The sequence below is a fragment of the Schlesneria sphaerica genome (assembly GCF_044336245.1).
In the GTDB taxonomy this organism is placed as follows: Bacteria; Planctomycetota; Planctomycetia; order Planctomycetales; family Planctomycetaceae; genus Schlesneria; species Schlesneria sphaerica.
Map to the genome: position 1 here is coordinate 2,700,424 of NZ_CP172346.1, position 26,410 is coordinate 2,726,833.

Here is a 26,410-nt window from a genome sequence, read left to right on the forward strand (position 1 = left end):
GCTCCTACGGGGCAGGCCGAGGAACGAACCCCGTACCGAAATAGGGATAGGTGGAATTCTGGTTGCGACGTGAGATAAAGTCGATCATTTCTGCCGACGACGCCCAGTCAACCCGCACAGAACCGACTTTGCCCTCGTGCAGCACACCTTCCCGCAGAAGGTCTCGACGCAACTTCCGCAGACAGAAGCTGAACTTCATGAAATCGGAACGAGTCTTTCGGATCGTCACGGTCCGATCGACACCTTGTGAACGAACAACGTATTCCCGTTCTTCGAAAAAGTTCTTCACCGGCCAATGGGCGTCGCGCGATTCCTCTGCGACATGGACCAGCGTGAAGCAGCTTGCCAGAGGGACACCGACACTGATCAGCAACCCGTCTCGCTGACAGAACCGGTAGTACCCTGAATCCTCTCCATGCGGCAGCGACTTGTGCTCGGTCAGATTGTCGCGGAGCAACTCATCCGCCAGTGGTCCGCAGGCGGCGAGGGTATTGTGAGGAAACAAGCTCCGCTGAGTCCCTGCCTGCCGCCAGAAGACTTCATTAGCCAACCCGACACCGCACGGTGTCGTCTTGGGGTTATAGACGGGTGGTGCTCCCGTTCTGGCTTGCGATGCTGCTTGTGCTTTGTAAATCGGATGCGTCGGCATCACCAGCGTCCCCGCAGGACCGACGAGTTCCTTCAGCAGCGAGACAAGTTCCTGAGCGACCTGAAACGAGTTCTGGATCGAATTCGCAGCCCCTGCCGTCGACTCGAATGAGAGTCCCGACACAGAGGTATGCGCCATGACCAGTGATCCCGGGATGACACCGATCGACGTCAGATAGTCGCTCAGGTCTGCACGGGATGCGAACTGCACTGCAGGTTGTGACTTCGTCTTCCAGCGTTTGATCTGGTCGCGCAGCCATGGACTTCGCCAGTAAATCTGCCGGGCCGACCATTCGGCGAAAACCTGGAATGCATCCGCAGGACCAGAGAATAATTTCGGTGCAGCCGAACGCGCGGCGGCCTCTGATGCCAAACCCCTGTTCGGCACTGCTGTGTGACACATTGCTTCATTGACCATGAACATGGACTCCTGCTGCGCAAGATCGGCCGACTGTTCGACGCAAGCCTTTGAGTGAGAACTTTCCCGAACGCGTCTCTCAGAGACGCGTTCGATTTCCCCGTCAGGCAGGCTTAAGCAGCCTTCTTCGTGACGACCGCCTGACGACTTCGATCACCCAGGTAGAAGGCGGCGATATCGCGAACAGCGCCGTCTGTTGAGTAACCGTCGGCGACAAACTGCAGACAAACTTTTCGGCTCGCCTGGTAAGACGTTGGCCAGGTCGCCGCCGTTTTCGCAAAAATCTGTGCAAAGTCAGCGACGGAGTACTTTGTCATCCATTGAACCGGCTTGCAGTGTCGGAGCATGGCATAGCCTTCCAGGTTCGAAAGAATCGGAATCGCGCCACAGGCGAGTGATTCAAGAGTCGAAACCGAGAAGTTATCTGTCTTGGGGACCGAGACACTGAAATCACTGATCTGCAGCCAGCTCCCCAGTTCTTTCGGGCTGAGCATCCGATCGACGACCACAACACGGTCACCGTGGGGATGCGATTCGATCTCATCACAGATGGATTTCGTATATTCCGGCTGGTGATCGCCACACAGAACGATTAGGCGCCCCCGGCCACCCATCTGGCTATACGACAGGAAGCCGTTCACGACTTCCTGTGTCCGGTAGTGAGGGTCTGTCCGGCGATTGATGACCCAGACGGGTTCGTCTACAGGAAGGTTACGAATGGCCCTCAGTTCCATCCGCTGTGCATGGTCCAGGGCGAAGAAGTTTTCATCATCATAGCCCAGATGAAAGAAATAGATCTTCTCGGGCGGAACCTGAAAATCCTCAACGAGAATCTTTGTGCTTTCGAACGAACCGACTGAAATCCGTTCGGCATTTTGCAGGATCTGCTTCAGCAACCAGCAGTACAACCGGCCACGCTGCCGTGCACCGTAAATCTCGGAGCCGTACGTCCCAAGCACGTAGCGTCGACTACTGAGCCATGCGAGTGTGCCATTACCTGAGGCACAATGGGCATGAATTAATTCGTCGGGACAGGCGGGTTTTGTGTATCGAAGCGCCAGCCCAGCAAGGAAGTACCGGATCGTCATCGGCAGCTTGAGCCATGCTGGCAGTACCGGATTTGCCGTGACGAAATCATTCGAAAAAGCTGGGACCGGATTTGCAGTATCAATCGTGACATGGGCCTGAGTGTACGACAGCACTTTCAACCAGCGGGCCACGTGCAACCCATGCGGGTGGGCGATGTAGCGAATCGAATGCAGAGCATTGCCGGGACGATAACAGGTGAGATCGGACGCCAGTTCGTGTCTGCGGTGCTGGCTCTCAAACTGACGGCGAATATGTTCGCTGAATGGGACCGGCGCCGCTGAGCCCGAAGGAGAGCCGTTCGATGGGGCTGGCGTGCTCAAGTTTGTCTTCATAGAAACCTGCAACTTTCGGGCGGGATGGAAATAGGCATAGAGCAGGAAAAACGTGCGATTGGCGAGACCGTCTGGTCCTCCGTCGAGGTGGACTGGGTTCACGACGGGACGGTCACTGTGGGACAACCATCTCTGGCAGACGTTTCTGCTGCCGAACGAAACTCCTTCATGCGGCCGAGCGATGGATTTGCACATGAGGTCGAGGAATCTCACGTGTCGCTGGCCGAAACAAAGGCTGTGACGCCGACACGACAGCACGTGCGCTGCAGAGACAACCAAACATCAGGAAAATCATGTTCCCCGTCAGCGAATACGTCAGGTTCGGTTGAGTCAGGTTTCCGAGAAGAACCCCGCACAACATCGCTGCCATCGCATGCAGGCGATACCAGGCCGGACTGCCAATATCGGTCAACCGCAGCAAGCGGCGAGTCACCATTAAGCAACTTGCCAGCAGAGTGCCGTAGATTAACAGCCCCAGCCCCCCGCATTTATAGAGGACCTCCAGATACTGCTGGTGCGGAGTGTCAACATCCACTGCATAGCGGGAGAACGATTCAAACAGATAGCCGAACACGGGCTTTTCTGCCCACAACTCGATAGCAAACTCCCAGATCTCAAAACGCCCCGAAGAAGGATCTTCAGATTCGGTACTGCGATCGACACGATCCTGCACACGCTGCATCAGCACCGTCACCACCTGAGTGTCACGTAATGCAGAGAATAGTCCAAACCCGACAATACTCATCAAGAGAATCAGCACAAAGCTCACGGCCAGGAAGGCACGGCGTCCTGTCATTGCCAGGTAGATCGTCACACCGAAAAACAGTGCGAGCGTCGAAGAACGGGACATCGATCCCAGAATGATGAGTGCCGTTCCAGCAGAGATCCCCCAGCAGATCAGCCGTAGCGTGGGATTTCGCGAACTGTCCGCCACCGCCATAACAAGTGGTACCAGCACTGCGTAGAAGCTCATCGGGGAATTCGGATAGCCGCTCAGTTCAAATTCGAAGATGTACTTACCCCATTCCCCGAGTGGAAAACTGGGATCGGTCACCGTGAAAAAGATCGTTAATCCGGCAATCGTGGCGAACACTTTGCCGAAGACGTCGACAAATTCCAGCGGATTCGTCCAGGATCCGAGCAGAACTCCCAACAGCACGAACCCGATCGGCTTCGCCAGTTTGAACGCTGAGAAGACTCGCACGGTCTCACCCGAGATCCCCAGTCCGACACCGGCGAGGGCCGTCATGTAGATGATGCAGATCAGTGCCAGTGCGGGGGTCAGCGGGTACCAGGAAATCGGTGCACGAGCCAGTTCGCATTCCTGTGCAGTCGGTGTTGACCTCACGAACAGGTAAGCAATCGGCATGACCAGGAACAGCAGATCGGACAACATCAGGTCGATCGGTTTCCCCCCGACGGTGGCCACCGTCGAGTGGACGGGCCATGCGACAACCCCCGCAAGGATCCATAACCACAACATCCTCATGCGGTCACCTCTTGAGCTGCGTTCTGCTCGTCTGCCGTGGCGGTCTGCCAGGCAGGATGCCAGCAAAGTGCTCCACGCACTCCGGCCGTCCAAACCAGGCTGGTAGCAATCTGGGCCAGTCCCAGTCCCAGAATCCCAAATCGCTTCATCAGCAGCAGACTGAATAAAATATTGGTCGCGGCACAGGCGGCAGTGATCGCGAGTATCGTCCGCTCACGTCCTGTCATTTGCAGGACATACGCAGCAGGCCCTGAAAATGCCGCGATGCAGGCTGAAACAAGGAGCGCGATCAGCACGGACCAGCCATCACGATAACCGGGTCCCAGCAAAGCGAAGACATAATCGCCCAGAAATCCGACTGCCAGAGCGACCGGCAACGTGAATCCCAGACCAAGCAACTGCCCCTGCCGCATCAGTTTTCGCATTTCGGCAAATCGACCTGCGGCATACAGAGACGCAAACTGCGGAGCGATGACGATTCCCAGTGATTGACTGAGCAGCAGCGACACGTCCGCGAATTTTTCCATCGCGCCGTAAAGTCCGACTGACGGACGGTCGAGCAACATACCGGCAAGTCCAATACAAGCCCGGGCCTTCACCGCGATCAAGACTTCCGCAAACAGAAATGCCATGGCGGTGCTTTGCCAAACCGAGAAGCACTCGTCACGGGCAAATGACTGATCACCTGAATTAGGCAATCGGCACTGGTAGCGACAAACAAGAAGCAACACCGATCCCAACGAGACCAGATGCAATAGCATCGCCACGGGCGAGGTAAATGAAGCTCCCAGCGAGAACCAGGCTGTCCCTGCGAGAATCGATAAGACCAGCGGCCAGATCGCCGTTCCGATCTGACTTTCCAATAAGCGGCCCACACCACGCAGACTGGCTTCCCGAATCTGTCGTAAGGCAACGATCGGGACCGCCGTCAGGGCGACAATCAGGCACCAGGCAGCGTGATCCCCCAGTCGGGGCCAGCAGACGAACACGGTCACCACCCCCAGACCGGTGACACCCAGACTCGCGAGCAGAGACGCCCGAACCGATTCCGCCAGAAAGCCACGCAGTTTTCCCACTTCGCCCCGCGTGACGTATTCAGATACGTAACGCAACGATGTGTTATCCAAACCGAGCTTTCCGACCACTGTCAGAATCTGCAGCCAGGCAACGGCGAGAGAATACTCTCCAAACGCTTCGACCCCCAGAGCGCGTGCGAGCACGATGTGACTGAGGAACATTCCCCCCGCCCCGGCGAGACGGAGCGTCAGCGAGGTCAGGCCACTGCGACGCGACAGCGAGGCAGGCCGACGAATGGCTGAAGTCATCGAAGCTGGTGCAGAGCAGGTTGCGCTCATGGACATCCGGAATAGCAGGATTACGACATCAATGAAGGTCTGTGGCAAAAGCGAGCGGAATCTCAATTAAAAACCCCGGAGTGTCAATCCCGGATTTGCCATCCCCCGTGCCAACTCAAGTCCCGAATGTTTGCGTTTGTAGTTCTTGCAAGCGAACTTGCGTTCCTCTGACACGAGAATTAGGCTTTGTCGCTTCCAGGATTTGGCGACCCGAACGATGCCAGCGTCTGCAGTCGTGCCAGTCTTTTGACAAGGATTTCCGACACGCCCTGACTCGCTGACCCTGCCCCCACTCGAGGACGAAAATGCGACGATTCTATTGCGTGTTCTCCTTCGGAATCTGTGCTCTTCTGTCAGCGTCATCCCCTGCGAACCAGCCGCAGTCAGAGATCGTCTCTTATCCAGATCACTCAAACCTGCTTGTCGTTCGATCCAAAGCAGGAAATGAGCGGCCCGTCAAAACCAGGGCAGACTGGAAGGAGCGTCTGACTCATATTCGCGAAAACATGCAGATTGTCATGGGGCCGCTGCCTGACGAATCGCGACGGGTCCCCCTGGATGTCGAGGTCCTGTCCGAAGACATCACCGACAAGTACATTCGCCGCAAGATCAAGTTCACCCCTGAACCGGACGACCGCGTTCCGGCCTGGCTGTTGATCCCCAAGGGGATCGCCAGCAACGAGCGACGCGGCGCAATGCTGTGTCTGCATCAGACGAACAACGTCGGCAAGGACGAACCTGCGGGACTGGGGGGACTGAAGAGTCTCTACTATGCTCACGAACTGGCCGAGCGAGGCTTCGTCTGCATCGTGCCAGACTACCCTTCGTTCGGCGAGTATCCCTACGACTTCAAGAAGCAGGGGGCGCACTACACCAGTGGGTCTATGAAGGCGATCTGGAACAACATCCGCGCTGTCGACCTGCTCGAATCATTACCCCAAGTCGATCAGAAGCGGATTGGCGTCATCGGGCATTCCCTGGGGGGGCACAATGCGCTGTTTACTGCAACCTTCGATGAACGCTTGAAGGCCATCGTCACCAGTTGCGGATTCACCCCGTTTCACGATTACTACAAGGGGGCATTAGTGGGCTGGACCAGTGATCGCTACATGCCTCGCATTCGCGACATCTATCAGAATAACGCTGACAAAGTTCCGTTTGACTTCTACGAGATCCTCGCTGGTCTGGCTCCGCGGGCTGTCTATTCCAACTCGCCGCTGCACGACAGCAACTTTGAAGTGGAAGGCGTTCGCAAGGCCTTCCAGAAAGCAACCGACGTTTACAAACTCTTCGATGCCGTCGACGAGCTAAAGCTCGTCACCCCCGACGCGCCACACGAATTCCCCGATGCCCAGCGCCGGGAAGCCTACCAGTGGCTGGAAGATCGCCTGATGCCAGGCAAAAAATAGACACGCCGCAAAACGCCGTGAGTGACCGCTCAGCGAAACGTCCGCAGTCCGTCTGGTGGAAGGGCTTACCACTGCCCAGGTGCGCCAGTCCCGTCACTTCGCGCAACTTGGCTGTGCGATAGCCCCCGGCCTCGTACTTCTCACGACCAAACGTCTCCCTCTGCACTGAACCGCAGGGGAGAACGGGGTACGGCAATCTCAGGCCAGCACTTCATCGATCACATGACCATGATCCAGCAGCGGTGACGGTCTTCCCTGGCGGTCAGGGACCCGTGTCTCGGATTCGATCCCGAGACAGTGGTACATCGTGGCTGCGATATCCGCAGGCCCGATCGGTCGTGTGGTCGGGTAAGCCCCCTGACCGTCGCTCGCCCCGACCACCTGACCCGCCTTGACTCCCGCTCCTGCAAAGAACATCGAGCCGCAGGCCCCCCAGTGATCCCGGCCACCGAGCGAATTAATCTTCGGCGTCCTGCCGAACTCGGTCAGATACACGATCAACGTCGAATCCAGCAAGCCGCGCTGCTTCAAGTCGGTGATCAAAGCGGCGAACGCCTTATCCATGCCGGCGACGTTGTAGCCCCGTTTACACATCTCCGAGACGTGCGGAAAGTTCTGTTCGGGAACGTTATGAATATCCCACAGGTTGCCATAGTCTGGGTCGTATCCATAGTCGACCAGTACGAACCGGGCGCCTGCCTCGACCAGTCGGCGAGCCAGTAAACAGCGACCGCCGATCTTGGTCCGGCCGTACTCGTCACGCACCTCGGGTGCCTCAGTTGTAATGTCGAACGCATCCCGCACCTGAGGCGACGTCAACAGATTCAGTGCTCCACTGAAGTGCCCTTCCATGGCCGGCAAGGCCCCGGATTGCTCAACACCTCGTAGTGAGTCTTCCAGACTCGACCGCAATTGACTCCTGCGTTGCAGTCGGCCGATGGTGACTTCGTGAGGGAACTTCAGTTCGGGCGGGTTCAAGTCCTCGAATGCGACGGGAGAAGGGATCAGTTCCTTTTCACCCACCGTGAAGTCGGGCTGGTCCGGTTGGCCTCCGACACAGAACGGAGCGTACTGATTCCCCAGCCATCCACCCACGAACAAGTTATGAGGGGGTGGTCCTGGCCGAGTGATCCCCGGGACAGCGATGTAGCCGGGAAGGCCGTTTCGAGGTCCCAGCAGATATTGGACGATCGCACCAATATTCGGTTCGGTAAACAACTGCGCCTGCGTGACCTTGCGACCGGAGAGGGTGTAGACCTGACTCAGGAGATGGTCGTCACTGTCGTGCGAGAAGGACCGAACGGTACACAAGTCGTTCGAAATCGCCGCCAGGTTGGGACAGACTTCGGAAAAGTGAACGCCGGGGGTCGCCGTGGAAATCGTCGACAAGGTCCCCCGAATCTGCTCCGGCGCGTCCGGTTTTGGATCGAGCGAGTCCAGATGTGTGACCCCGCCCCCCATCCACAGGAAAATCACGGACTTGGCCTTGGCTGTCGGCGAAGGAGCAAATGATGCGTGGGACGTCCCGGTCAGAAGTCCCGGCAGCACAGAAGCAGACAGCGCGAGCGGCCCCACTTTCAGCAAGTCGCGACGGCAAACCAGTGACCTGAGGTTCTCTTCTTGTGAGTTCCGTTGAAACGACATTCAGTGAATTCTCCGCAATTCTCTCTACGCCACGCCCTGGTTGATACACGCTGTCTCACCGAACTCGGCCACGCCTGAACAAAGCCTGTCAGGGGGCAACCGGCAACGCTGACTGAACGTTCCCTTCAGTCGGGGCCATTATGCCGTGACTCCCCCTGCCCGAACAAGGCATCTATTTCCGTTTATGCTTCCTTTCCTTGCCTCAAGGCTGAGGTCGATTCCCCGGAAAGAGGGCGAATCCGGGGTGAACTGGCATCACTGTGATCGACTTCCTACTCTGTGCGTAATTTCGAGAAATTCCTCTCCTCAGCCAAGAAGCGACGCTATGGACACCCCTCCGGCGCGAAACAAGAACACGTTGTGGTTGCTCCCCTTTCTGCTCACCGGAGTCGCTGCGTCGCTGCTGGCGGTGGCGTGGCTTGCCATCGCACCTCAACTCGATCGGGGCCCCGGTGTCGATCCCCTACTGCCGGAGACCGTCAAGCTCAGTCGCGACGACTCGATCAAGTTGTCCGAACTGCGAAATCGTTCGCTTGGCAATCTGGAAAACCACGAGTTCGCACAAGCCGATGCGGCGCTAACGGAAATCATTCAGTTGCTGCCAGCGGATCCCTTTGGGCCGCGTAACCTGGCGATCAGCCGTCAGTTGGCCCTCGACGCACTCGACAAGCATCGCGATCCTCAGCGATTCGCACAGGCTTCTACCCTGGCCGATGAAGCAATCAAAAGCTTCCGCAGTGCAGACCCCGACTCGTTCATCGGTCCCCTCATTGCAGCCAGGGTCGCACTCAAACAGGATCAGAACGAGACTGCGCTGCAGGAACTGCGGGAAGCGATTCGTCTCAATCCGGGATCGGTCGGCCCCTTCTACGACCTGTTCGCGCTGAGCCAGGTCCTTCCGGGTGAACAGTTGGGTGAGGAAGGATTCAAGGCACTCCGTACTGTCTATCAGAAAGAGTCGAATAACCTTTTCGTCATCAAAGACTGGCTGCCGACGCTTGTGCAACGCCGGGATCCGGAATTCGCGAGCGAGGTGAAACGTGTGCAGGAGACGATCGCCCCCTTCGTTGAAACGATCAAGACGAATACGCGCATCGATTTGCACGACATTCTGGAAAAGTCTGCAATGGCAGCGCAGGAAGGGAATTGGCAGATCGCTCAACGGTCAATGACCATCTTCCGTAACCTGATTATCTCCGAAGCGGCGCGCGACAAGCGGTTCGTCGCACTGGACTCGCTGGAGTATCTGCTGCTCGACTTCGGCAAAGATTTCCAGGATCGTGCAGACCTGCCCGAGCCCGATGGCCCGCTTCCAAACGCCGTACATTTCCAACCCATGGCCGATCAAAGAAAGGACCTGCAGGCAGCGGGAAGTCGCGATGTGGCCATCGCCGACTTCGATCTGAATGGCGACCCGGATCTGATGGTCCTGCTGGATCGCCACATCGTCATCTGGCAGAGAAACCGTGACGGGCAAACGTGGGACCAATTGGCGACATCCGAAACGGGAGGAGACTATTCGGGAATCCTCGCCTATGACTTCGATGATGATGTCGACCAGGAGGTCAAAAACTTTCCTACCGAACAGCAACCCGCAGACGCCCTCAAACACGAATACCGCCTGAGCCGACTGACTCACACGGCTGATCCGGATGTGATCCTGTACGGTGCCGCCGGGCTGAAGCTATTTGAGAATAAAAAAGAACCTCAATCGGAGCGTCGATCTCTCGTCACACGAGCCGCAGGCGACGCGTTTGAGGGTGTCAAAGATGTCACTGCCGCATGTGTGGTGGATGTCGACAACGACGGGGATCTGGATCTCGTCGCAGCGACAGCAACCGGTGTTCGCATTTTCTCGAACCGGGGAAACATGACATTCGAGGATACGACATCACGGTCGATCCTGCCACCCGATGGCGTCGCCGTGACCAGACTGGCCATCGTCGACTGGGACAAAGACGCTGACGTCGATCTGCTGGTCGCCACCTCGGAAGGTGCCGGATGGCTGGAGAATATTCGCCATGGTCGACTCCGGTTTCACTCGCTGGACGAATTCTCTGTCCTGAAGAACGCGACATCACTGGTCATCGGTGATTTTAACGGTGACCTTTCCTGGGACATCTTGTCGGCAGGCCCCGACGGAGCGACGGCCACCACCACGCGCATTTCGCCAGGTGGTACGGTGACGAAGGTCCAGTCATCCAGCCTGGGTTCGAGCCCCATCAAAGCAGCGAGCCTCGGTGACTTTGATAATGACGGAACCACGGATGCGATTCTGATCGATGCCACCCATGCGACCATCTTTCGAGGTGATGGACAGGGCCGATTCACCGAAGTTCCACGGGCAGCCGCTGACTGGCTGGCAGGAACCGCACGAGTTGTTGTCCGAGATCTCGATCACGACGGCGACCTGGATCTGCTTGCCGTACAGCCTGCGGGGGTCACCGGCTATTCCAGTCAGTGCCGCGAGTCCGACAATCCTGGGAACGGCTGGCAAGAGATCCAGTTGATCGGATATCAGGTCAAACCCGGAGAGCAAAACAACGACAAGAGGACCAACCACATCAACCTGGGAGGATTGGTGGAGTTGAAGGCCGGTGCGCGGTACCAGTCCAAGATCGTGACGGAGAGTACCACGCATTTCGGACTCGGCCCCAACCAGCGAGCGGATGTCGCGCGGGTCCTCTGGACAAACGGAATTCCGACCAATGTGGTGAATCCCAATCCCAACCAGCAACTCTCGATCCCACAGCTTCTCGTCGGATCATGCCCCTACCTCTACACGTGGAACGGCGAACGATTCGAATTCGTGACCGACCTGCTCTGGAATGCTCCTCTGGGATTGAAGTTTGCCGAGCATGTCATTGCTCCTTGGCGGGAATGGGAGTACATCAAGATCGACGGCACCAAGTTGAAATCGGTTGACAGCGAGTACCAGTTACGGGTCACTGCAGAGTTGTGGGAAGCGGAATACTTTGATCAGTTCAAGTTATTCGCCGTCGACCACCCCGCCGGAACCGAAATCTACACCAATGAAAAAGTGGGACCGGCCGAGCTGGCATCCCCCAAGATTCATACAGTGCAGAAACCTTTGAGGCCGGTTGCCGCTCGCGATCCGCAGGGTCGCGATCTCTTGCAGCAGATCGACACGCGTGACGCGATCTACACGAAAACGTTCGAGCACCGGCTGGCTCAAGGTCTGACGGAAGAGCACTTTCTAGAGCTTGACCTCGGTCCAATGCCGGAATCGAGTGACCACAGCAAACAGCAGATCACCCTGTTTCTGACAGGATGGATGTATCCGGGATGCACGTCACTCAGCGTCCAGTTTTCCCAAAATCCAGTGGGGCCACGACCTCGCCCTCCGGCGATCTACGTTCCAGACGCACAGGGTGTCTGGCAGGAAGTCAGGCCCTTCATGGGATTCCCGGGCGGGAAAACAAAAACGATCGCCGTCGATCTTTCTGGATTGTTCACAGGCGACGATCATCGCCTGCGGATCGTTTCAACCATAGAAATTTACTGGGACGCGGTTTTCTTTACTGTTGACGACCCAACGGTGACATTCAAGCAGACGGAACTGGAATTGGTCCGTGCTGTCGTCTCTGACCGTGGCGGGGTCTCCCGTCGTTCCTGGCCAGCAACCGGAAATGGTCCCGATCAGTTCGACTATCATGACCTGGTTCAAGGTGAAGCATGGCCCCCCATGTTTGGCAACTTTACTCGCTTCGGCGACGTCCTGCCGCTGCTGACACAGCGCGATGACAAGCTGGTGGTGACCGGTTCAGGGGACGAGATTCAACTTGCCTTCGCAGAACCCGCCGAACCCTTGCCCCCAGGGTGGGTTCGCGACTTTGTGTTGTACTCCGTAGGCTGGGACAAAGACGCCGACTTGAACACGGTTTATGGTGACGTCGTGGAACCACTGCCGTTTGAAGCCATGACCGTCTACGCACATCGCGATGGAGAACCGCGACCGCACGATGCGGAATACGTGCAGTATCTGCGTGAGTACCAGACACGCAAACGCAGTCCAACGAAGTTCTGGAATCAGATCCGCCAACAGTAGCCGGATACGGTGCTCGTCAACTCAGAGGCTAAGTGTAAGGACTTATCCTGCGACGCTTTTCAGAATGCCCTGGACGACCGTGTCAGTCTGGACCCCTTCCGCCTGCCCCTCAAAGTTGAGGATGATGCGGTGGCGCAGCACGTTCAGTGCGACCGCCTTGATGTCATCTCGCGCAACATGATACCGCCCATCGAGAATGGCCAGGATCTTTGCTGCGAGGATCAGGGCCTGGGCTCCACGCGGACTGCTGCCGTAACGAACGTATCGCCTGGTGACGTCGGGTGCTGCATGATGATCGGGATGCGTCGCCAGAATGAGCGAGATTCCATATCGGCGGACATCGTCCGCAATCGGAATCTGTCTGGCCAACTGACTCATGGCAAGAATCCGTTCGCCGACAAGAACGGGTTCCGCGCGGGGAGTTCTTGCTTCTGTCGTTCGGTCCAGGATCGTCTCAAGTTCTGACAGATCCGGGAACTTGACGATGAGCTTACTGAAGAACCGGTCGAGTTGTGCTTCAGGAAGGGGGTAAGTCCCTTCCATTTCTAACGGGTTCTGCGTGGCCAGCACAAAGAACGGTTCAGGCAGTTTATAGGTCTGCCCGGCGATCGTGACCGTATGCTCCTGCATCGCTTCCAGTAGTGCAGACTGGGTTTTCGGCGTAGCACGATTAATTTCGTCGGCTAGCAGGACGTTAGTAAAGATGGGCCCCTGCTGGAACTCGAACTTCTTCTGTTTGTCAGGTGTTTCCAGAACGACATTGGTCCCCAGCAAATCCGCAGGCATCAGATCGGGGGTAAACTGAACGCGGTTAAACTTGAGATGCAAAGCATCGGCCAGGGTCCGAACCAGCATCGTTTTCCCCAGCCCGGGTACCCCTTCCAGGAGGACGTGGCCGCCACCGATCAGACAGATGAGTGTACCCCGGATTATGTCTTCGTTGCCGACAATCACCTTACCAATTTCGTCGCGAAGCTTAGTGAAATCGCTGCGAAACTGGTCACACAATTGCTGCGTTTCTGCGGTCGTCGACATGTGTGCCTTTCGGTTTGTGAACAGACCTGAGTCGCCCTTGCACCGGCGTCATGAACGCTGTGTGGCAAAATTCTGCCGCCGATCGCTTCCCAACGCAAGCACGGCAAGACAAAATGCCTCAGACAAAAATTTCCAGCTCATCGGGCCATCTCTTCTATGGGGACCCGAACAGCCCTGCTCTTTCTTGAATAGTCCAATCGATCGAAGCGGCTCTCGAAAACATATCTACAGGAGGCCATTGTGATCAGTACTTTCTCTGGTGGGTCGCGTCTTGTTCTCGTTGGTTTCCTGTGCTGCCATTGGATGGTCTCTGCCGTAATCGGTCAGGAGACAGATCAAGACGAGGTCCGGGAAAAGGGCATCATTGATCGCTTCGTGGTAGTACTGGAGAAGAACCCGCGTCGTGGAACGGCCCTGGATAAAGTTTATGGCTATCACGTGGAACGGGGCTCACTCGAAAAACTGATTCAGGATTATCGACAGAAGACAACGGGGGCCAAACCGGCAAATGCGGGGCCTGCCTGGATGATCGTTGGACTGCTGGAATCACTCCGGGGTCAGGACGCAGCTGCAGTCGAAGCATTCGGAAAGGCCGAAGAAGCTGCCCCAGGCGACTCGATGGCGTCTTACTATCTGGGTCAATCTCTCGTGCTGATCGGGCAACCCGATAAAGCCGCCGAGGCGCTCGAACGTGCAATCAAGCGCAAGCCCGCTCAGGCCGACCTGCTGGACGTTTTTCAGGCACTGGGTCGCGTCTATCAGCGTGCTCAGAAAACCGAGCAGGCACTGGAGGTCTGGAATCGGCTGGAAAAGCAATTTCCCAATGATGCTCGGGTGCAGGAGCAGATCGCCACGACGCTGCTGGAAGAGAACCAGTTCGAGTCCGCTCTGCCCCGCTTCCAGGCTCTCGCCAAAATGACGAAGGATAAGTACCGGCAATCGCTGTTCGAAATGGAAGCTGCCGAACTGAAGGTCAAATTGGGGAAAGCTCCCGAAGCGATTAACGAGTTTGAAAAACTTCTCTCACAACTGAACCCCGACAATTGGTTGTACCGGGAGGTCCGCCGCCGGATCGAAGCGATTTACCTGCGAACAGACGACCAGTCGGGACTGGTCTCGTACTACGAAGACTGGATCAAGCGGAAGCCAGAAGACCTGGAAGCGGTCTCGCGACTGGCTCGCCTGCTGGCAGGGATGGGCCGCACCCCCGAAGCCCAGGCGTGGCTTGAGAAGGGGCTGAAGCTGGCACCGAAGAAGAAAGAACTGCGAAATGCCCTGATCAGCCAACTGACGTACGAACAGAAATATGCAGAGGCGATCGCCCAATACGAGCAACTGGACAAAATCGAACCGAACAATCCAGACACACTTCGCGAATGGGGCCGTCTGATCCTCAAAGATACCGCACGTGACGAGGCAACGCGAAAAGCCGACGCTGCTGCTGTCTGGCGACGATTGACCGCAGCCAAACCAAAAGACCCGCTCATCACGTCGCAGGTCGGCGAACTCTTTCGGCAGGCCGCCATGACAGACGAAGCTCTCGAGTTCTACAAGCGAGCCATCGAACTTGCGCCGGATCAGAGTCAGTATCGTGAATACCTCGGTGAATACTATCACTCGCTTGACCGGAAAGACGAAGCACTGAAGACGTGGCGAGAGATCGCGGACGGAAAGCTGAAGACCGCTCCGAACGTCGCCCGTCTTGCAGAAGTTCTTTCCAGCTTTGGCTATCTCGCAGAAGCCGTCGAAACCAACGCAGAAGCCTGTCGACTGGACCCCCGGAATTTTTCACTTCAAGTCAAGCAGGTGGACCTGCTGAGCCAGGCTGACAAACATCAGGAAGCGCACGCGCAGCTTGCCCTTGTCCAGAAACTGGCTGCCAATGATGAAGAGCGCGAAGCCTGGATCGTCCGCGATCTTCGCGAACTGGAAGCACTCGATCAGTTAAAAGAAAGAATTGTCGAACTTGCCAGCCAGAAGGATTCCGAGAATGCCGAGCAGTGGTACTGGCTCGCGCGGGCCTACGAATCCCAGCGTCAACTGAAAGAAGCATCTCAAGCGATCGAAAAAGCCAGCGCGATCTCACCTCAGTCGGTACCTGTCCTGATGGCATCCGCCCGGATTCAAGAGCTGCAGAACAATCTGCTGGCGGCGGTGGAAGTCAATACGCGACTGGCAGCCATCGATCGCCGTTACCGTACCGAATATCTGAAACAGGTTGCTCAGCTTGAACAGAAGCTGGGACGACGTGACAAGGCCGTCCAGGCAGGTCGCGATCTGATTGCATCGGCACCCGGCAACCCGGAAGGGTATGAGTTCTTCAGCCAGCTCTGCTTTCAACTGGGGGAAACGGAAGAGGGATTGTCCGCACTGCGACGGTCTGTCCGGGTCAATCCTTCTGAACCGAGAGGCCTGTTGCTACTCGCCGCGGCCCTGGGTGAGCAGTTTCGTACGGGCGAAGCCATCGAACTGTACTGGCGGGCGTTCGACAATGCAGGGAACCTCGAAGACCGATTGGGCGTGGTTCCTAAACTCACTGAACTTTACCTGCAGACCAATCAGCTCGACCGACTGCTGGAGCGATTGGAACGACTGCGCCGTGAACCAAACCGTCAACGTGAAATGACGATCTGCCTTGCGCAGGTCTATCAGACCGCCGGCGACGACGGGAACGCACGTCAGGAACTTGAGAAACTGCTTACCGAAGACACACGCGATATCCAATTGTTGTCGCAGCTCGTCAAGTTGTGCGAATCGGAAGGCGATCTCGAAGCTGCCGTCAAATTCCAGCAGCAGTTGTTGAAGTCATCACCGGGCAAAGACTCGAACATGCGTCTGGCGCAACTGCTGATGAAGTGGGGAGAGAAAGACGAAGCCTATGCACTGATGAGTCGCGTCATAGCGGAAGAAAAAGACCCCGATACCGTTCTCAAGTCGGTCGATGCCATGCTGAAGCAAGAGAACTACGCCCAGGCACTGAGCATCCTCCAGAAACTGACACGAGATCAGCCCAAAAACTGGGAACTGCTGTACCGGGAAGGTGTGGCCTTGGCAAAGTCCAAGTCAGCCGAGAATGAAAATGCCGCCGAAGCTCGCTCACGGTTCAAAGCGATCCTGGCACTGAAACTCAAGGATGATGAACTGGGTCTGGCCGGGCAGAGCCAGGGTAAAAAACCACAAGGCCGCGGTCGCGCTCTTGTCACCCCGTCGCAGACACTCAACCCCCTCATGCAGCGGGCGCAGCATAGCTGGCAAATTCGTCAGGCGGTCGGCCTGGACAACGAAAACTACTACGGCGGCCAGCAGCAGCCGATTTGGATCCCGTCGGATTTTGGCACGGCCCGCATGGCCTCGCTGGGCTGGTTAACTTCGTTGGCGCGTCATGAGGGGAAGGAAGCTGAATTCCTCAATGAACAGCGGCAACTCGGCGAGGCATCCGAAAAAGAGCGTGAACTCTTTGATTGGTACTACCTTTCGGTGGTGACCAACAATTCCAAACCGATGTACGTGATCCTGAAGAAACTCTCGATGCGCCCCGACGCGGATGCGGGAGTCAAATCTATGTATCTTGCTTCATTGAATGGTCGCGGTATTGAACCTGATCAGGAAGAAGCTCCGGTTGATCCCGTTGTCGAAGGCGAGACCCCGGATGAATCTCAGCCCCGATATCCAAAACTGGCGGCCCTCAGCCACGACGAGATGGAGCATGTTCTGTCGTGCTATCGATCGATTGACGATTCCACGACGGCAATGAGTTACGGGCAGAACTTTTTGCAGCAAGTCGTCATGGAATTGAAGCGGTGCGGTCGCCGTGAGGAAGCAAATCAGCTCGAGAAGAAGGCCGTGGAAGAAGCCAAAGAGCCACTGCAGCTGGCAATGTTGCTTCCCACGCTGATCCAAGGCAACGATTTTGAAAATACCATGATACTGCTCGATCGTATGCTCGCGTTGAAGACGGAAACGCCGGGCAACCAGACTGGCGGTTCCAGCGCATCGTTCAACTACGCGCAATACATCCAGTCACCGGATTACCAGTCCCAAATTCTCGCGCAGTTGATGGCGCGCCGTGCTCAAAAGAAGAACGGGATCAGCGACGTCCTGCCACTTTGGGATCGGTACCTCAAAACGGCGATCCAACGTTACGAACAGCAGCAATCGCCTGCGGCCATCGCACAACGAAGTGCCTCGCAGCGAGGTGTTCAGAATCAGCAGCGTGGCTACGTCTATGTGTGGAAAGGAAATCAACAGCAGTACGAGAACCTCGATTTTCCTGCCGCAAACCGGATCTACGATCAGGCGACACTTCAAATGCTCCGCCAAATCTATGTGATCTACAAAGACGCAGAGGCCTTGAAAGATCTCATCGCCCGGTTCCAGCAGAAGGTCGCGACGCCGGAAATGAAGGAAAGCGAGAAGATCTTCTGGCAGTTCGGGCTCGCCTACCTGCACTGGTGGACGGACGACAAGGACGAAGCACTTGCCGTACTCTCGCAAGCGACAGAGCAACTTCATGAAAATCCGGAAATGAAGTTTGAACTTGCCCGGTTGTATGAGCAGCGACAGGAACACGATCAGGCCCTGGCCATTATCGATTCACTTTCTGCAACGGACCAGCAGGCCCTTCAGCAACGTGAGATCACTGCCCTGCGTATGGCAGTGAACAGCGGAAATATTGAACGTGCCCGGACGGCGGCAGAGCGACTGTTTGGGCTGCGGCTGGATTCAAACCTGCAAATCCAGCTCGCTCAGCAGATGCACCAGCTTGGGATGCATGAACAGGCGGAAGCGGTGCTGTCCCGCGCCGGTCGACAAGCGGGAAACAAAACGGACGTCCTGGCCAGCCTGATGCAACAGTATCAGTCACAGGGAAAGAACGATCTGGCAACGCAAATCGCGCATCAACTTCTCAGACGGTCTCCCAGCAATGCCTCGACTGTCCTGAACGCCGTACGCCGGCGCGGCATGGGATCTGGTGATAACGGGACGCGGCAACAGGCCCTGATGGTCCTGAAGCGATCGGGCAAGCTTCCCGAGATGATCAAGAAGGTGGAAAACCAGCTTAAGTCAGCACCCAATTCCCAGCGATTGACCGAGACTCTGATCGAGTACTACACAGCAAATGGAGACACGAAGAAAGTCGAAGAGCTGACGGCAAAAATCTCGGAGACGAAACAGGATGACCCTGCATTCCGCTATGCTCTCGGCCAGCAGCTATTGCAGCAGGGGAAGCACAAGGAAGCGGTCGAACACTTCAAAGTCGCGTTGAAAAAAGATCCTCAACTGGCGAGGAACAATTTCTATCAGATTATCAATACGTTCCAAAATGCGGACAAAATGGATGATCTGGTCGCCCTTCTGAAGGAATTCGATCTCAAAGCATTTCGTCAGAACCCCTGGGAACTGACCAACGTCATCAGCAATCTTTCCTACCAGGACAAGACACGGGATCACGCCGTCGAATTATTCAAGCGTGCCTGGAAAGAATTACCCGACCAGCGGCAACAGTTCCTCTCAAGTCTGAATAACGACATCTTCTGGCAGATGCCGGAAATCTATGATTATGCCCGACAGGGAATTATCCCTTCGGAAACGTCGCTCCAGCAGTCCAACGGATGGCATGGGTTCGGGCAGATTCAAAGCTACAGCGGTGACGGACAGATCAAGACGCTGATCAACCGCTTCCTCACGATTGCGACGACGAACAAAAAGCTCGACGAGCTGACAGAAGAAATTGTTGCCGCACAGAAGAAGGTCAGACACTGGGAAGGGGGCAAAGCCCTGCTGGCGCTGATCGACCTGCGTCGGGGTAAAGTGGCCGAAGGCAAACAGACTCTCGAAACGGTCTTACAAACGATCAAGGCAGGCCAACAACGTGGAAACTACACCCTATGGGAAATAGGCCAGGAACTTCGAGCCCACGATGAATGTACCGAACTTGCCATCCGGTATTTCGAAGCGGCCTGCAAAGATCCCGATATCATGACGCAGAACGAATTTCAGTACACCCCTGGCAAGCCGTTGGCATCCCTCTATACCAAACAAGGCCGCAAGGCGGACGCTCGTCGGATCATTCTTGAGGCCACGAAACCCAGGCCAACTCGCCATCGCGGCAACGAAGACTACGAAGCCTATCAGCGAATCAATAATGCCATTTCGCTCGGCCAGGAAATCTCCACACTCGGTTTCCCGATGGACGCTATTCGAGTGTATCAGGGACAACTTGCCAGAGCGGAAGATTTTACTGCGGCAGTCAGAGTCTACGGAGGGGGATCGAGCGGAGCTCAACAAATCGAGCGGTTAAAGAAGCAGCTCGAAACGGGATTCCAGACCGCCTTAAAAGGGCTCAAGCCTGAGGCCTTACCCGAACTGCTTTCCGGCAGGAAATCGGATCAGCAAGAGGAGGAGGAACCAATCGATCTGCTGCTGATCATCGATTCCCGCGAATTGGACGTAACGCGGATGTCGAGCGCACTTGCCAACCTGGTTACGACAATTACCTCAAGCCCCGAAATGGTTGACAAGACGAAAACAGCGATCAGCGAACTCCGCTCGAAAAGCTCTGATGATATTTCGCAGTCAATCCTGGTCGCTCAGATCTCGAAGGCGCTGAATGATGCCGACAATTACCAGACGGCAGTGACGCAATTGGTGGACCTGGTCGAACGGACGCCCCTCGACCCCGCACCGGAAAAGGGGACGTTCACCGCCGCGCAGCGGGATGCAGCCAAACCACAGATCGGTCTCTGGATCGTCGGCCGCGACTGCATCAAGCAGGAGTCACTGCGATCGGCCGGTGTGAAACTGGCGGAACGTGCCTTGGAAGCGGCCCAGCGCCAGGCAGATCGAGGCTTTGAACTGGCGCTCCTCCGGGAATGGGGTCAACTGGAATTGGAAAGGGGCGATCCCGCAGCAGCGGAACGTCGCTGGGCGGAAATGCTGGAAGTCATCATTCCGAAACCGCCCGAGAAGCCTAAGAAGCCGGAAGAGCCGAAAACCAGCTTGAATGGGTTCAATCCTGTCCGTCCTGGCAATCACGTCACAGTTTCACACGCCACGTCGCAGTGCAAGGACCTGGAGGAAACTATTCTTGGTGTCCCACCGCTACACCAAGCAGCCACGGTGATTCCCGCGAAGATTGCCGTTACGCCTGCGTCGCTGCCGACAGCCGATCGATCCGGATTCACGTCCCGACAGACTCCCCTATTCCAGATCCCCTCTTCAATCGATCGAAGTACTCAGCGGGCCGCGCCCCGTCGTATGTTGTCGCGTTGGGAAATGATGGTGTCATTAGCGATCATCGGACAAAACGCAATCCAGGTTCAGTCCGTACAGCCTGCCCCGGCGCCGCCGATGAAGTCAGTCGTCGTAACGCTCGACCAGTTCGAGAAAGCGACTCAAATCGCGAAACTGGCAGCGGAAAATGGACTGACGGAACTGTCGATCAAGGCCATGTCAAAAGCACTTCAATCAGGCCCCCCCTTAAATGCCCTTCAAGCCATCAACCCGAATCAGCCGTTCGCGACAGTCAGCAATCCTCAGCAGGACGATCAGTCCCAGGTCTACGCAAAGGTCTCTGAACGCTTAACGGTGATTGAACATCTGTGGCGTCAAAAAGCGTTTCCTGAAGAAGCCGTGTATTCAATGCTGAAGAGTGCCGTGCTGCCCGAGCGACGGCCCCTTGAAGTCTTCTTATATCTGCGGCCTCTCACGGTTGATCCCTCGCAGCCCCCTCAAAGTGTCGGATCTCTGCTGGTACTCTCTGCCATCCGAGCGAACAAGGTCGACGAGCTCAAGAGCTTGATTGAACCGAAGCTGACACAGCCTTTGGGTGAACTCTCGGCTCGTGTCCTGCTCGCCCAGATCGCCCTGGCCACGCGCGATAAATCACTGGCGACAGAGCAACTTGAGATCCTGAATCAGCGGCTGCAGCAGGACACTCTGCAGAACTCCAGCGAACTCGCCTGCCATGTCGCCATTCCCGCTCTCAGTCAGTTCGGCTCCCATCCCGCATCAATGGAGCTGTTCGAACGGGCCGTCGAACATTTTACGCAGAATTCTCAGCTCGGACGGGGTAACGCACAAGAAGAACCGTTGCGCACGTACCGGTTTAAACTGGCTCGAGCCCATTTTGCCAATCAGAATACGGAAGCGGGAAAGAAGCACCTGGAAGAGTACCTGAACTCTCTGATCCCGATGTATGCCCGATACTCCGGAGGTTACGGACAAGTCCGGCTCCGGGCGGAATCCATTAAGGTCGCCGCGGAATACGCTCGTGCGGGGTTACGGACGGAACTCCTCAAATGCCTGGGCCAGTACGCCGACACGCAGTTCAATGCGAACTACGGACGGGAACCTGCGGGTCGGTCTGCGGGAATCATCCTGGCAGGTCTTGCTTCATTGCCCGACGCGGAGCGCTATCAACTGCTGCTGCAGTGGTCACTGCCGACCCCCGAGCGAAACTCTGTACGAATTGTTGCCGATGTAGTCCAGGGGGATCATGCCCCCGGGAGCTTTGATTCGCTCAGAGGAAATGCCCCCAGGGGACCAAGGTCCTCTCAGGTCATGAGCACCGCGGAATTACTGATCGCCGCAGCAGCGAAGACAGATAAACTCGATGAGCTGCAGGCGGTGCTGACACCTCTCGCAGAACAGAATATTGAGAACGCCGCGCCACTCTTAATGCTGGTACGGATCGCAAATGGAAAGAGCACTGAGGCTCAGGAGGCGTTACTTAAGTTAATCGACGAACGCAAAGCACTTGCTTCGTCTCAGACCCCCTCGTCGAGTCCCCTCTCGACGACAGACTTGCTCGTCGCTCACGCCGCCATCGCTGATCCGCACCTCAGCGACAACGGGCGGGAACTGGCACGACAGTCCGTCGCGGCCACGTTAAGAATACGCGACTTAGGGCAGATGTCTTTGGCACGGCGAGAAAGCTTTGCTCCGTTTACCGGCTCTGCGGCCGCCGATCGAATGGCAGATCGGCCCTGGGATCAGGGGTTGAAATACTGGACATCGGCAGCCAACCCTCATGCCGTTGCGGGAGCCGCCCGCCCCCTGCCCGCACTCTGGATCATTCACGAAGACGTCGTCAGCCATGTCTGTGGTCCCGGTGGCAGCGAGCTCTACTTTAAATACCCGCTTGAGGGAGAATTTACCGTCTCGTTCGATTCCTGGGTGGGCCGTTTTGCCGAGAGCGCGATGGGCTATGGGGGTGTCCTGTTCAACGCCTTGCAGCTCGCTTCGAAAGCCGAGTTCACCTCGCTTGGCAATCGCACCGATACGGTGAGAAAGCCCCCTGCGCCGATGATGCAGGAAAGGTTCAATCGCTCGCGGCTTGAGGTCACCGGCAAAGAAGTCCGCTACTACGCAAATGATGTCTTACTGTACTCAGAGCCCCGGTCGACCAGCACATCACCATTCCTCTTTCTTTTTGGAAGCAGTGAATGGAACTCGGCAATGACCAACTTGAAGATCACCGGAAACCCAGTCATTCCCCGGCAAGTGACCTTGATCGAAAAAGATTCCCTGCTGGGATGGGATAGTGACTTCTATGGAGAAACGCGTCCCTTCCGCCATCCGGACCACGTCGCGGAAGGTAATAACGGAGAACCTCTCGCCAAAATCACCGATCCTGACTGGTCCGCCCGAGATGGGGAACTTCACGGACGCTATCTCCCCTTCTCAGGACTGGGTAGCCCAGGCGTCTTACAAAGCCGGATCTACTACGATCGCCCTTTGCTGGAGGGAGAAACGATTGACTACGAATTCTGGTACGAACCCGGAGTCACCGGTGTCAACGTGGCCCCCACGATGGATCGCCTTGCATTCCTGCTTGACGAGCGTGGCGTGCACTTACACTGGATGACGGAGGGGAACTCTATCGAGGAAGGCTACGCGGGACTTGATGCGAGCAATGTACTGACCGAAGAGAACATGCAGCGTGGTCGAGTCAGTTTAAAGCCGCAGGACTGGAACTCGGTCAAACTCACCCTCAATGGCGACCTCCTTTCCATCATGCTCAACGGCAGCGTTGTCGCAGAGCGACGGATGGAATCCGATAATTCCCGACAGTTCGGCTTTTATCATGATAAGCGATCTTCCTCTGTGCGGGTCCGAAATGTCGTCCTGAAAGGGGACTGGCCCCAGACTGTCACGTCAGAGATGCTGGGCGACCTTCTGGCGACGACTCAGCCGCGAACGCGAGAAGAGAGACAGGCACTCAGCCAGTCCATCGAAGAAAAGTTTCACTTCAACGGGTTGGATCAACGGCTGAATCACTTCCGTTCGCTTCCGGACGATGCGCGGTTTGAACGCCTGGCAGACTGGGTTCTGGCGGGTGACGATCATGGGACATTTCGCCTCTACGGGAGTTTCACATCCGACAGCAATTTGACCGGTACGAATCAGCTGGCAGCGCGCTTCACAAACGACTCCAGTTCCAGTCCGTTGACCTTCCGCCGGCAAAGGCCAGGAGGGGAAGTGTTCGCCCCTGCCCTGGATCTGGTGGATCTGGCAAAACAGAAAAACCAACTGAAAGAGCTTTCAAAACGGGTAACTGAGGCGCCTGCCCGGACCCCTGTCGCGGTCCGATCAAAGCTGGCACTTCAGATACTGATTTCGATCGCCGCTGAGGATCTGGGACAGGCCGCGGCCTTGATTCCTCAATTGCACGAACTCGCACAGGCCATCCCCGAAGACGCTTCGGTCGTCGATCGCTGGCCAGAATTGCTGGTGAGTGACGAAGCAATGCGATACGCGGAACTTCGCGGGGTGACCTTGCCTCTTCTCAACCTGCTGGTCGACCAGCAGCACAAGAGAAGTCTCGGGGAGGCGTGGGACGCCCGCGTTACCGGGTTGCGAGATCAGTGCCGGGCTTGGATGGAAAGAAACCAGTTCCCGCCCCCCGGAGCAGCCTCACCTAAGGGGCAATGGACTCCCGTTTCGATCGAATGGTCCGACGCACATGGCAGAGGTCCTGTTCCACGCTGGCTGTTCCACGATGAGGGGGTTTCTCATCTCGCGGGATATGGCCACGACTATTTGTACTTCCAGTCTCCTCTGACGGGGTCGTTCACGGTCGATGCCGAAGTGTCGACATACGGATGGAGGGAAATTCGACTGATGTACAACACGCAGTGGGTCGGTCCTCAATACACCAAAACAGTCGTCGAATTGGGCAACCTGATCGGAAACTGGTCGAGTCCCAAGATCGAACCGACTTTGGAATTCAACGAATGGTGTCGACTGAAACTGGTTGTCGAACCGGGCCGTTCAAAGTACTACCTGAATGATCGGTTTGTCTTCGAGCAAGCTCTACCAGATCATCCCGACCCCTGGGTAGCTCTCATGAGCTGGGGCACATTCTCCGGTGGCGCGAAGATGGTCCGGATCAAAGGTGAACCGACCATTCCCGAGGAACTGAAACTGTCGTCCGGGAACCAACTGACCGGATGGACGGCCGGCATGTACCACGATCCGATGTCGGCTAACGAGCAAAACCCCAATACTTCACAACTTGCCTGGGTGCTGGAAAACGGTGAAATTCAAGGTCGCAAGTTTGAGATGATCCCAGACCGGGCACGACAGAGTCTGCTGCGATACCACCGTCCGCTGATCGAAGATTCCGTCGTGAGTTACGACTTTTTCTACGTCCCCGGGCAAACGCTGGTTCACCCTGCCCTCGGTCGGAAGTCGTTTCTGCTGGATCCCGACGGCGTCAAAGTGCATTGGCTGACGGATGGGCAATGGGAAACCTCAGCACTTACACCCACCAATTCCACCGTGATTGCTGCAGAGCGACGCGGCCCCGCGGATCTTCCCTTCAAGCCGAATGACTGGAATCGCCTGCAATTGACGCTGACAGGCGATACCGTCTCGATCAGGTTAAATGATGTCGAGGTGTACGAGTCGCCAGTGGAACTGACAAATCAACGACAGTTAGGCCTGTTCCACTACGCCGACCAGACCGACGTCCGGGTGAAGAATGTTGTTTACCGGGGAAACTGGCCACGCACCTTACCGTCGCTTCAGGAGCAGGAGTTGGCGGACATGGGCCCCAAGCCGTTCCAATTCGCCGAGGGAGAATTGCAGACGCGGATTGATTGGGATTTTCGTAGTCCAATGCCGTCGTCGCTCAAGCCGACAGGTAAAGTGACACCCAATGCAGTGGAAACCCGTGACGATGGACTCAAGATCATTCGCGGAGAAAATGCATCTGCTGAGGGAATTGGCTGCGGGTTTCTCTGGGACGCAGACCTCACCGGTGACTTTGAACTGACGATGGACTACCGCAATTTCGAATCCCGAACCGAACAGCAGGACTGGCAAATTCCCCGAATTGAGCTCTTCGCGGATATCGGGGGACCGTTCAATGCACCAGCGAATACGCACCAGATGATGTCAGGAATCCGTCGGGCGCCCGACGGAATTCTCACATCCTACACCGGGCTGGGAAATCATGCGGGTGACAAGTACGACTGGACTTACACCCACGGAGAATACAATGCTCCGTCAGGCCGGTTCCGTCTGGTACGAAAAGGTGACAAGGCGTACTACCTGATCGCAAGAGACGATTCAGATGAGTGGACATTGTCCTACACCGGAACGATCGGTACCGGAAACGTCACGGGGGGGAACTTCACCCTTCGGGCAGAGATGCCCACATCATCGGGAAGTGCCGTCTTCACTCGCTTCACATTGAAGTCCAGTGGCCAATCGAAATAGTTCCGCCCGAAAATTCGTTTGCTTGCACTTATCGTGCAGCACTCACGCGGCAGGGGCGAAGAAGAACGGGGTGAGCGACGCGGCCGAAGATCCCCGGTCGCGGCAGTGTGGTCCCCGCAATCGACTGCATCGATTCGCACGGACGGAATCTCTGCGTTACGATGACCGCATCGAGGGAAGTCGCTGCATCCCTTGC

9 protein-coding genes are annotated in these 26,410 nt (G+C 56.5%); 3 read left to right on the plus strand and 6 right to left on the minus strand.

Annotation, left to right across the window (positions count from 1 at the left end; genetic code table 11):
• Nucleotides 1–4: 4 nt before the first annotated feature.
• The 4 genes from ACGY09_RS09895 to ACGY09_RS09910 form a co-directional block, all read right to left on the minus strand.
• Nucleotides 5–1,066, minus strand: coding sequence for an AAC(3) family N-acetyltransferase (locus ACGY09_RS09895; protein ID WP_397571408.1), 1,062 nt, complete (start codon nt 1,064–1,066; stop codon nt 5–7).
• Nucleotides 1,067–1,179: 113 nt separating this feature from the next.
• Nucleotides 1,180–2,589: a glycosyltransferase gene (locus ACGY09_RS09900; RefSeq protein ID WP_397571409.1), complete on the minus strand. Its 1,410-nt coding sequence runs from the start codon at nt 2,587–2,589 to the stop codon at nt 1,180–1,182.
• 64 nt (nt 2,590–2,653) lie between these two features.
• Complete coding sequence (locus tag ACGY09_RS09905) at nt 2,654–3,976, minus strand: O-antigen ligase family protein (RefSeq protein ID WP_397571410.1); 1,323 nt, start codon at nt 3,974–3,976, stop codon at nt 2,654–2,656.
• Entirely contained in the window at nt 3,973–5,301 is a 1,329-nt protein-coding gene (locus ACGY09_RS09910; protein WP_397571411.1) for a lipopolysaccharide biosynthesis protein, read from the minus strand. The genes ACGY09_RS09905 and ACGY09_RS09910 overlap by 4 nt, the downstream gene beginning before the upstream one ends.
• 335 nt (nt 5,302–5,636) lie before the next feature.
• On the opposite strand from ACGY09_RS09910, the gene ACGY09_RS09915 reads away from it, so the two are divergent.
• The gene (locus tag ACGY09_RS09915) at nt 5,637–6,740 is read left to right on the plus strand and encodes an alpha/beta hydrolase (protein WP_397571412.1); all 1,104 of its coding nucleotides are present in this window, start codon (nt 5,637–5,639) and stop codon (nt 6,738–6,740) included.
• Nucleotides 6,741–6,938: 198 nt separating this feature from the next.
• On the opposite strand, the gene ACGY09_RS09920 is transcribed toward ACGY09_RS09915, so the two are convergent.
• On the minus strand, nt 6,939–8,384 hold the full coding sequence (locus ACGY09_RS09920) for a DUF1501 domain-containing protein (protein ID WP_397571413.1): 1,446 nt from the start codon (nt 8,382–8,384) through the stop codon (nt 6,939–6,941).
• 325 nt (nt 8,385–8,709) lie between these two features.
• Between ACGY09_RS09920 and ACGY09_RS09925 the strand changes: the two genes are divergently transcribed.
• The gene (locus ACGY09_RS09925; protein ID WP_397571414.1) at nt 8,710–12,453 is read left to right on the plus strand and encodes an FG-GAP-like repeat-containing protein; all 3,744 of its coding nucleotides are present in this window, start codon (nt 8,710–8,712) and stop codon (nt 12,451–12,453) included.
• A gap of 42 nt (nt 12,454–12,495) precedes the next feature.
• Here ACGY09_RS09925 and ACGY09_RS09930 read toward each other — a convergent pair whose 3' ends face one another.
• Nucleotides 12,496–13,488 (minus strand): AAA family ATPase, encoded by a 993-nt coding sequence (locus tag ACGY09_RS09930; protein ID WP_397571415.1) that lies wholly within the window; start codon nt 13,486–13,488, stop codon nt 12,496–12,498.
• Nucleotides 13,489–13,728: 240 nt separating this feature from the next.
• Between ACGY09_RS09930 and ACGY09_RS09935 the strand changes: the two genes are divergently transcribed.
• Entirely contained in the window at nt 13,729–26,214 is a 12,486-nt protein-coding gene (locus ACGY09_RS09935) for a DUF1583 domain-containing protein (RefSeq protein ID WP_397571416.1), read from the plus strand.
• The last annotated feature ends 196 nt before the right edge of the window (nt 26,215–26,410 follow it).

Excerpts from the sequence above, each read along its gene's own strand:
- ACGY09_RS09905 (WP_397571410.1), bottom strand. The coding sequence starts at position 3,976 with ATGAGGATGTTGTGGTTATGGATCCTTGCGGGGGTTGTCGCATGGCCC.
- ACGY09_RS09895 (WP_397571408.1), bottom strand. The coding sequence starts at position 1,066 with ATGGTCAATGAAGCAATGTGTCACACAGCAGTGCCGAACAGGGGTTTG.
- ACGY09_RS09930 (WP_397571415.1), bottom strand. The coding sequence starts at position 13,488 with ATGTCGACGACCGCAGAAACGCAGCAATTGTGTGACCAGTTTCGCAGC.
- ACGY09_RS09910 (WP_397571411.1), bottom strand. The coding sequence starts at position 5,301 with ATGACTTCAGCCATTCGTCGGCCTGCCTCGCTGTCGCGTCGCAGTGGC.
- ACGY09_RS09925 (WP_397571414.1), top strand. The coding sequence starts at position 8,710 with ATGGACACCCCTCCGGCGCGAAACAAGAACACGTTGTGGTTGCTCCCC.
- ACGY09_RS09920 (WP_397571413.1), bottom strand. The coding sequence starts at position 8,384 with ATGTCGTTTCAACGGAACTCACAAGAAGAGAACCTCAGGTCACTGGTT.
- ACGY09_RS09915 (WP_397571412.1), top strand. The coding sequence starts at position 5,637 with ATGCGACGATTCTATTGCGTGTTCTCCTTCGGAATCTGTGCTCTTCTG.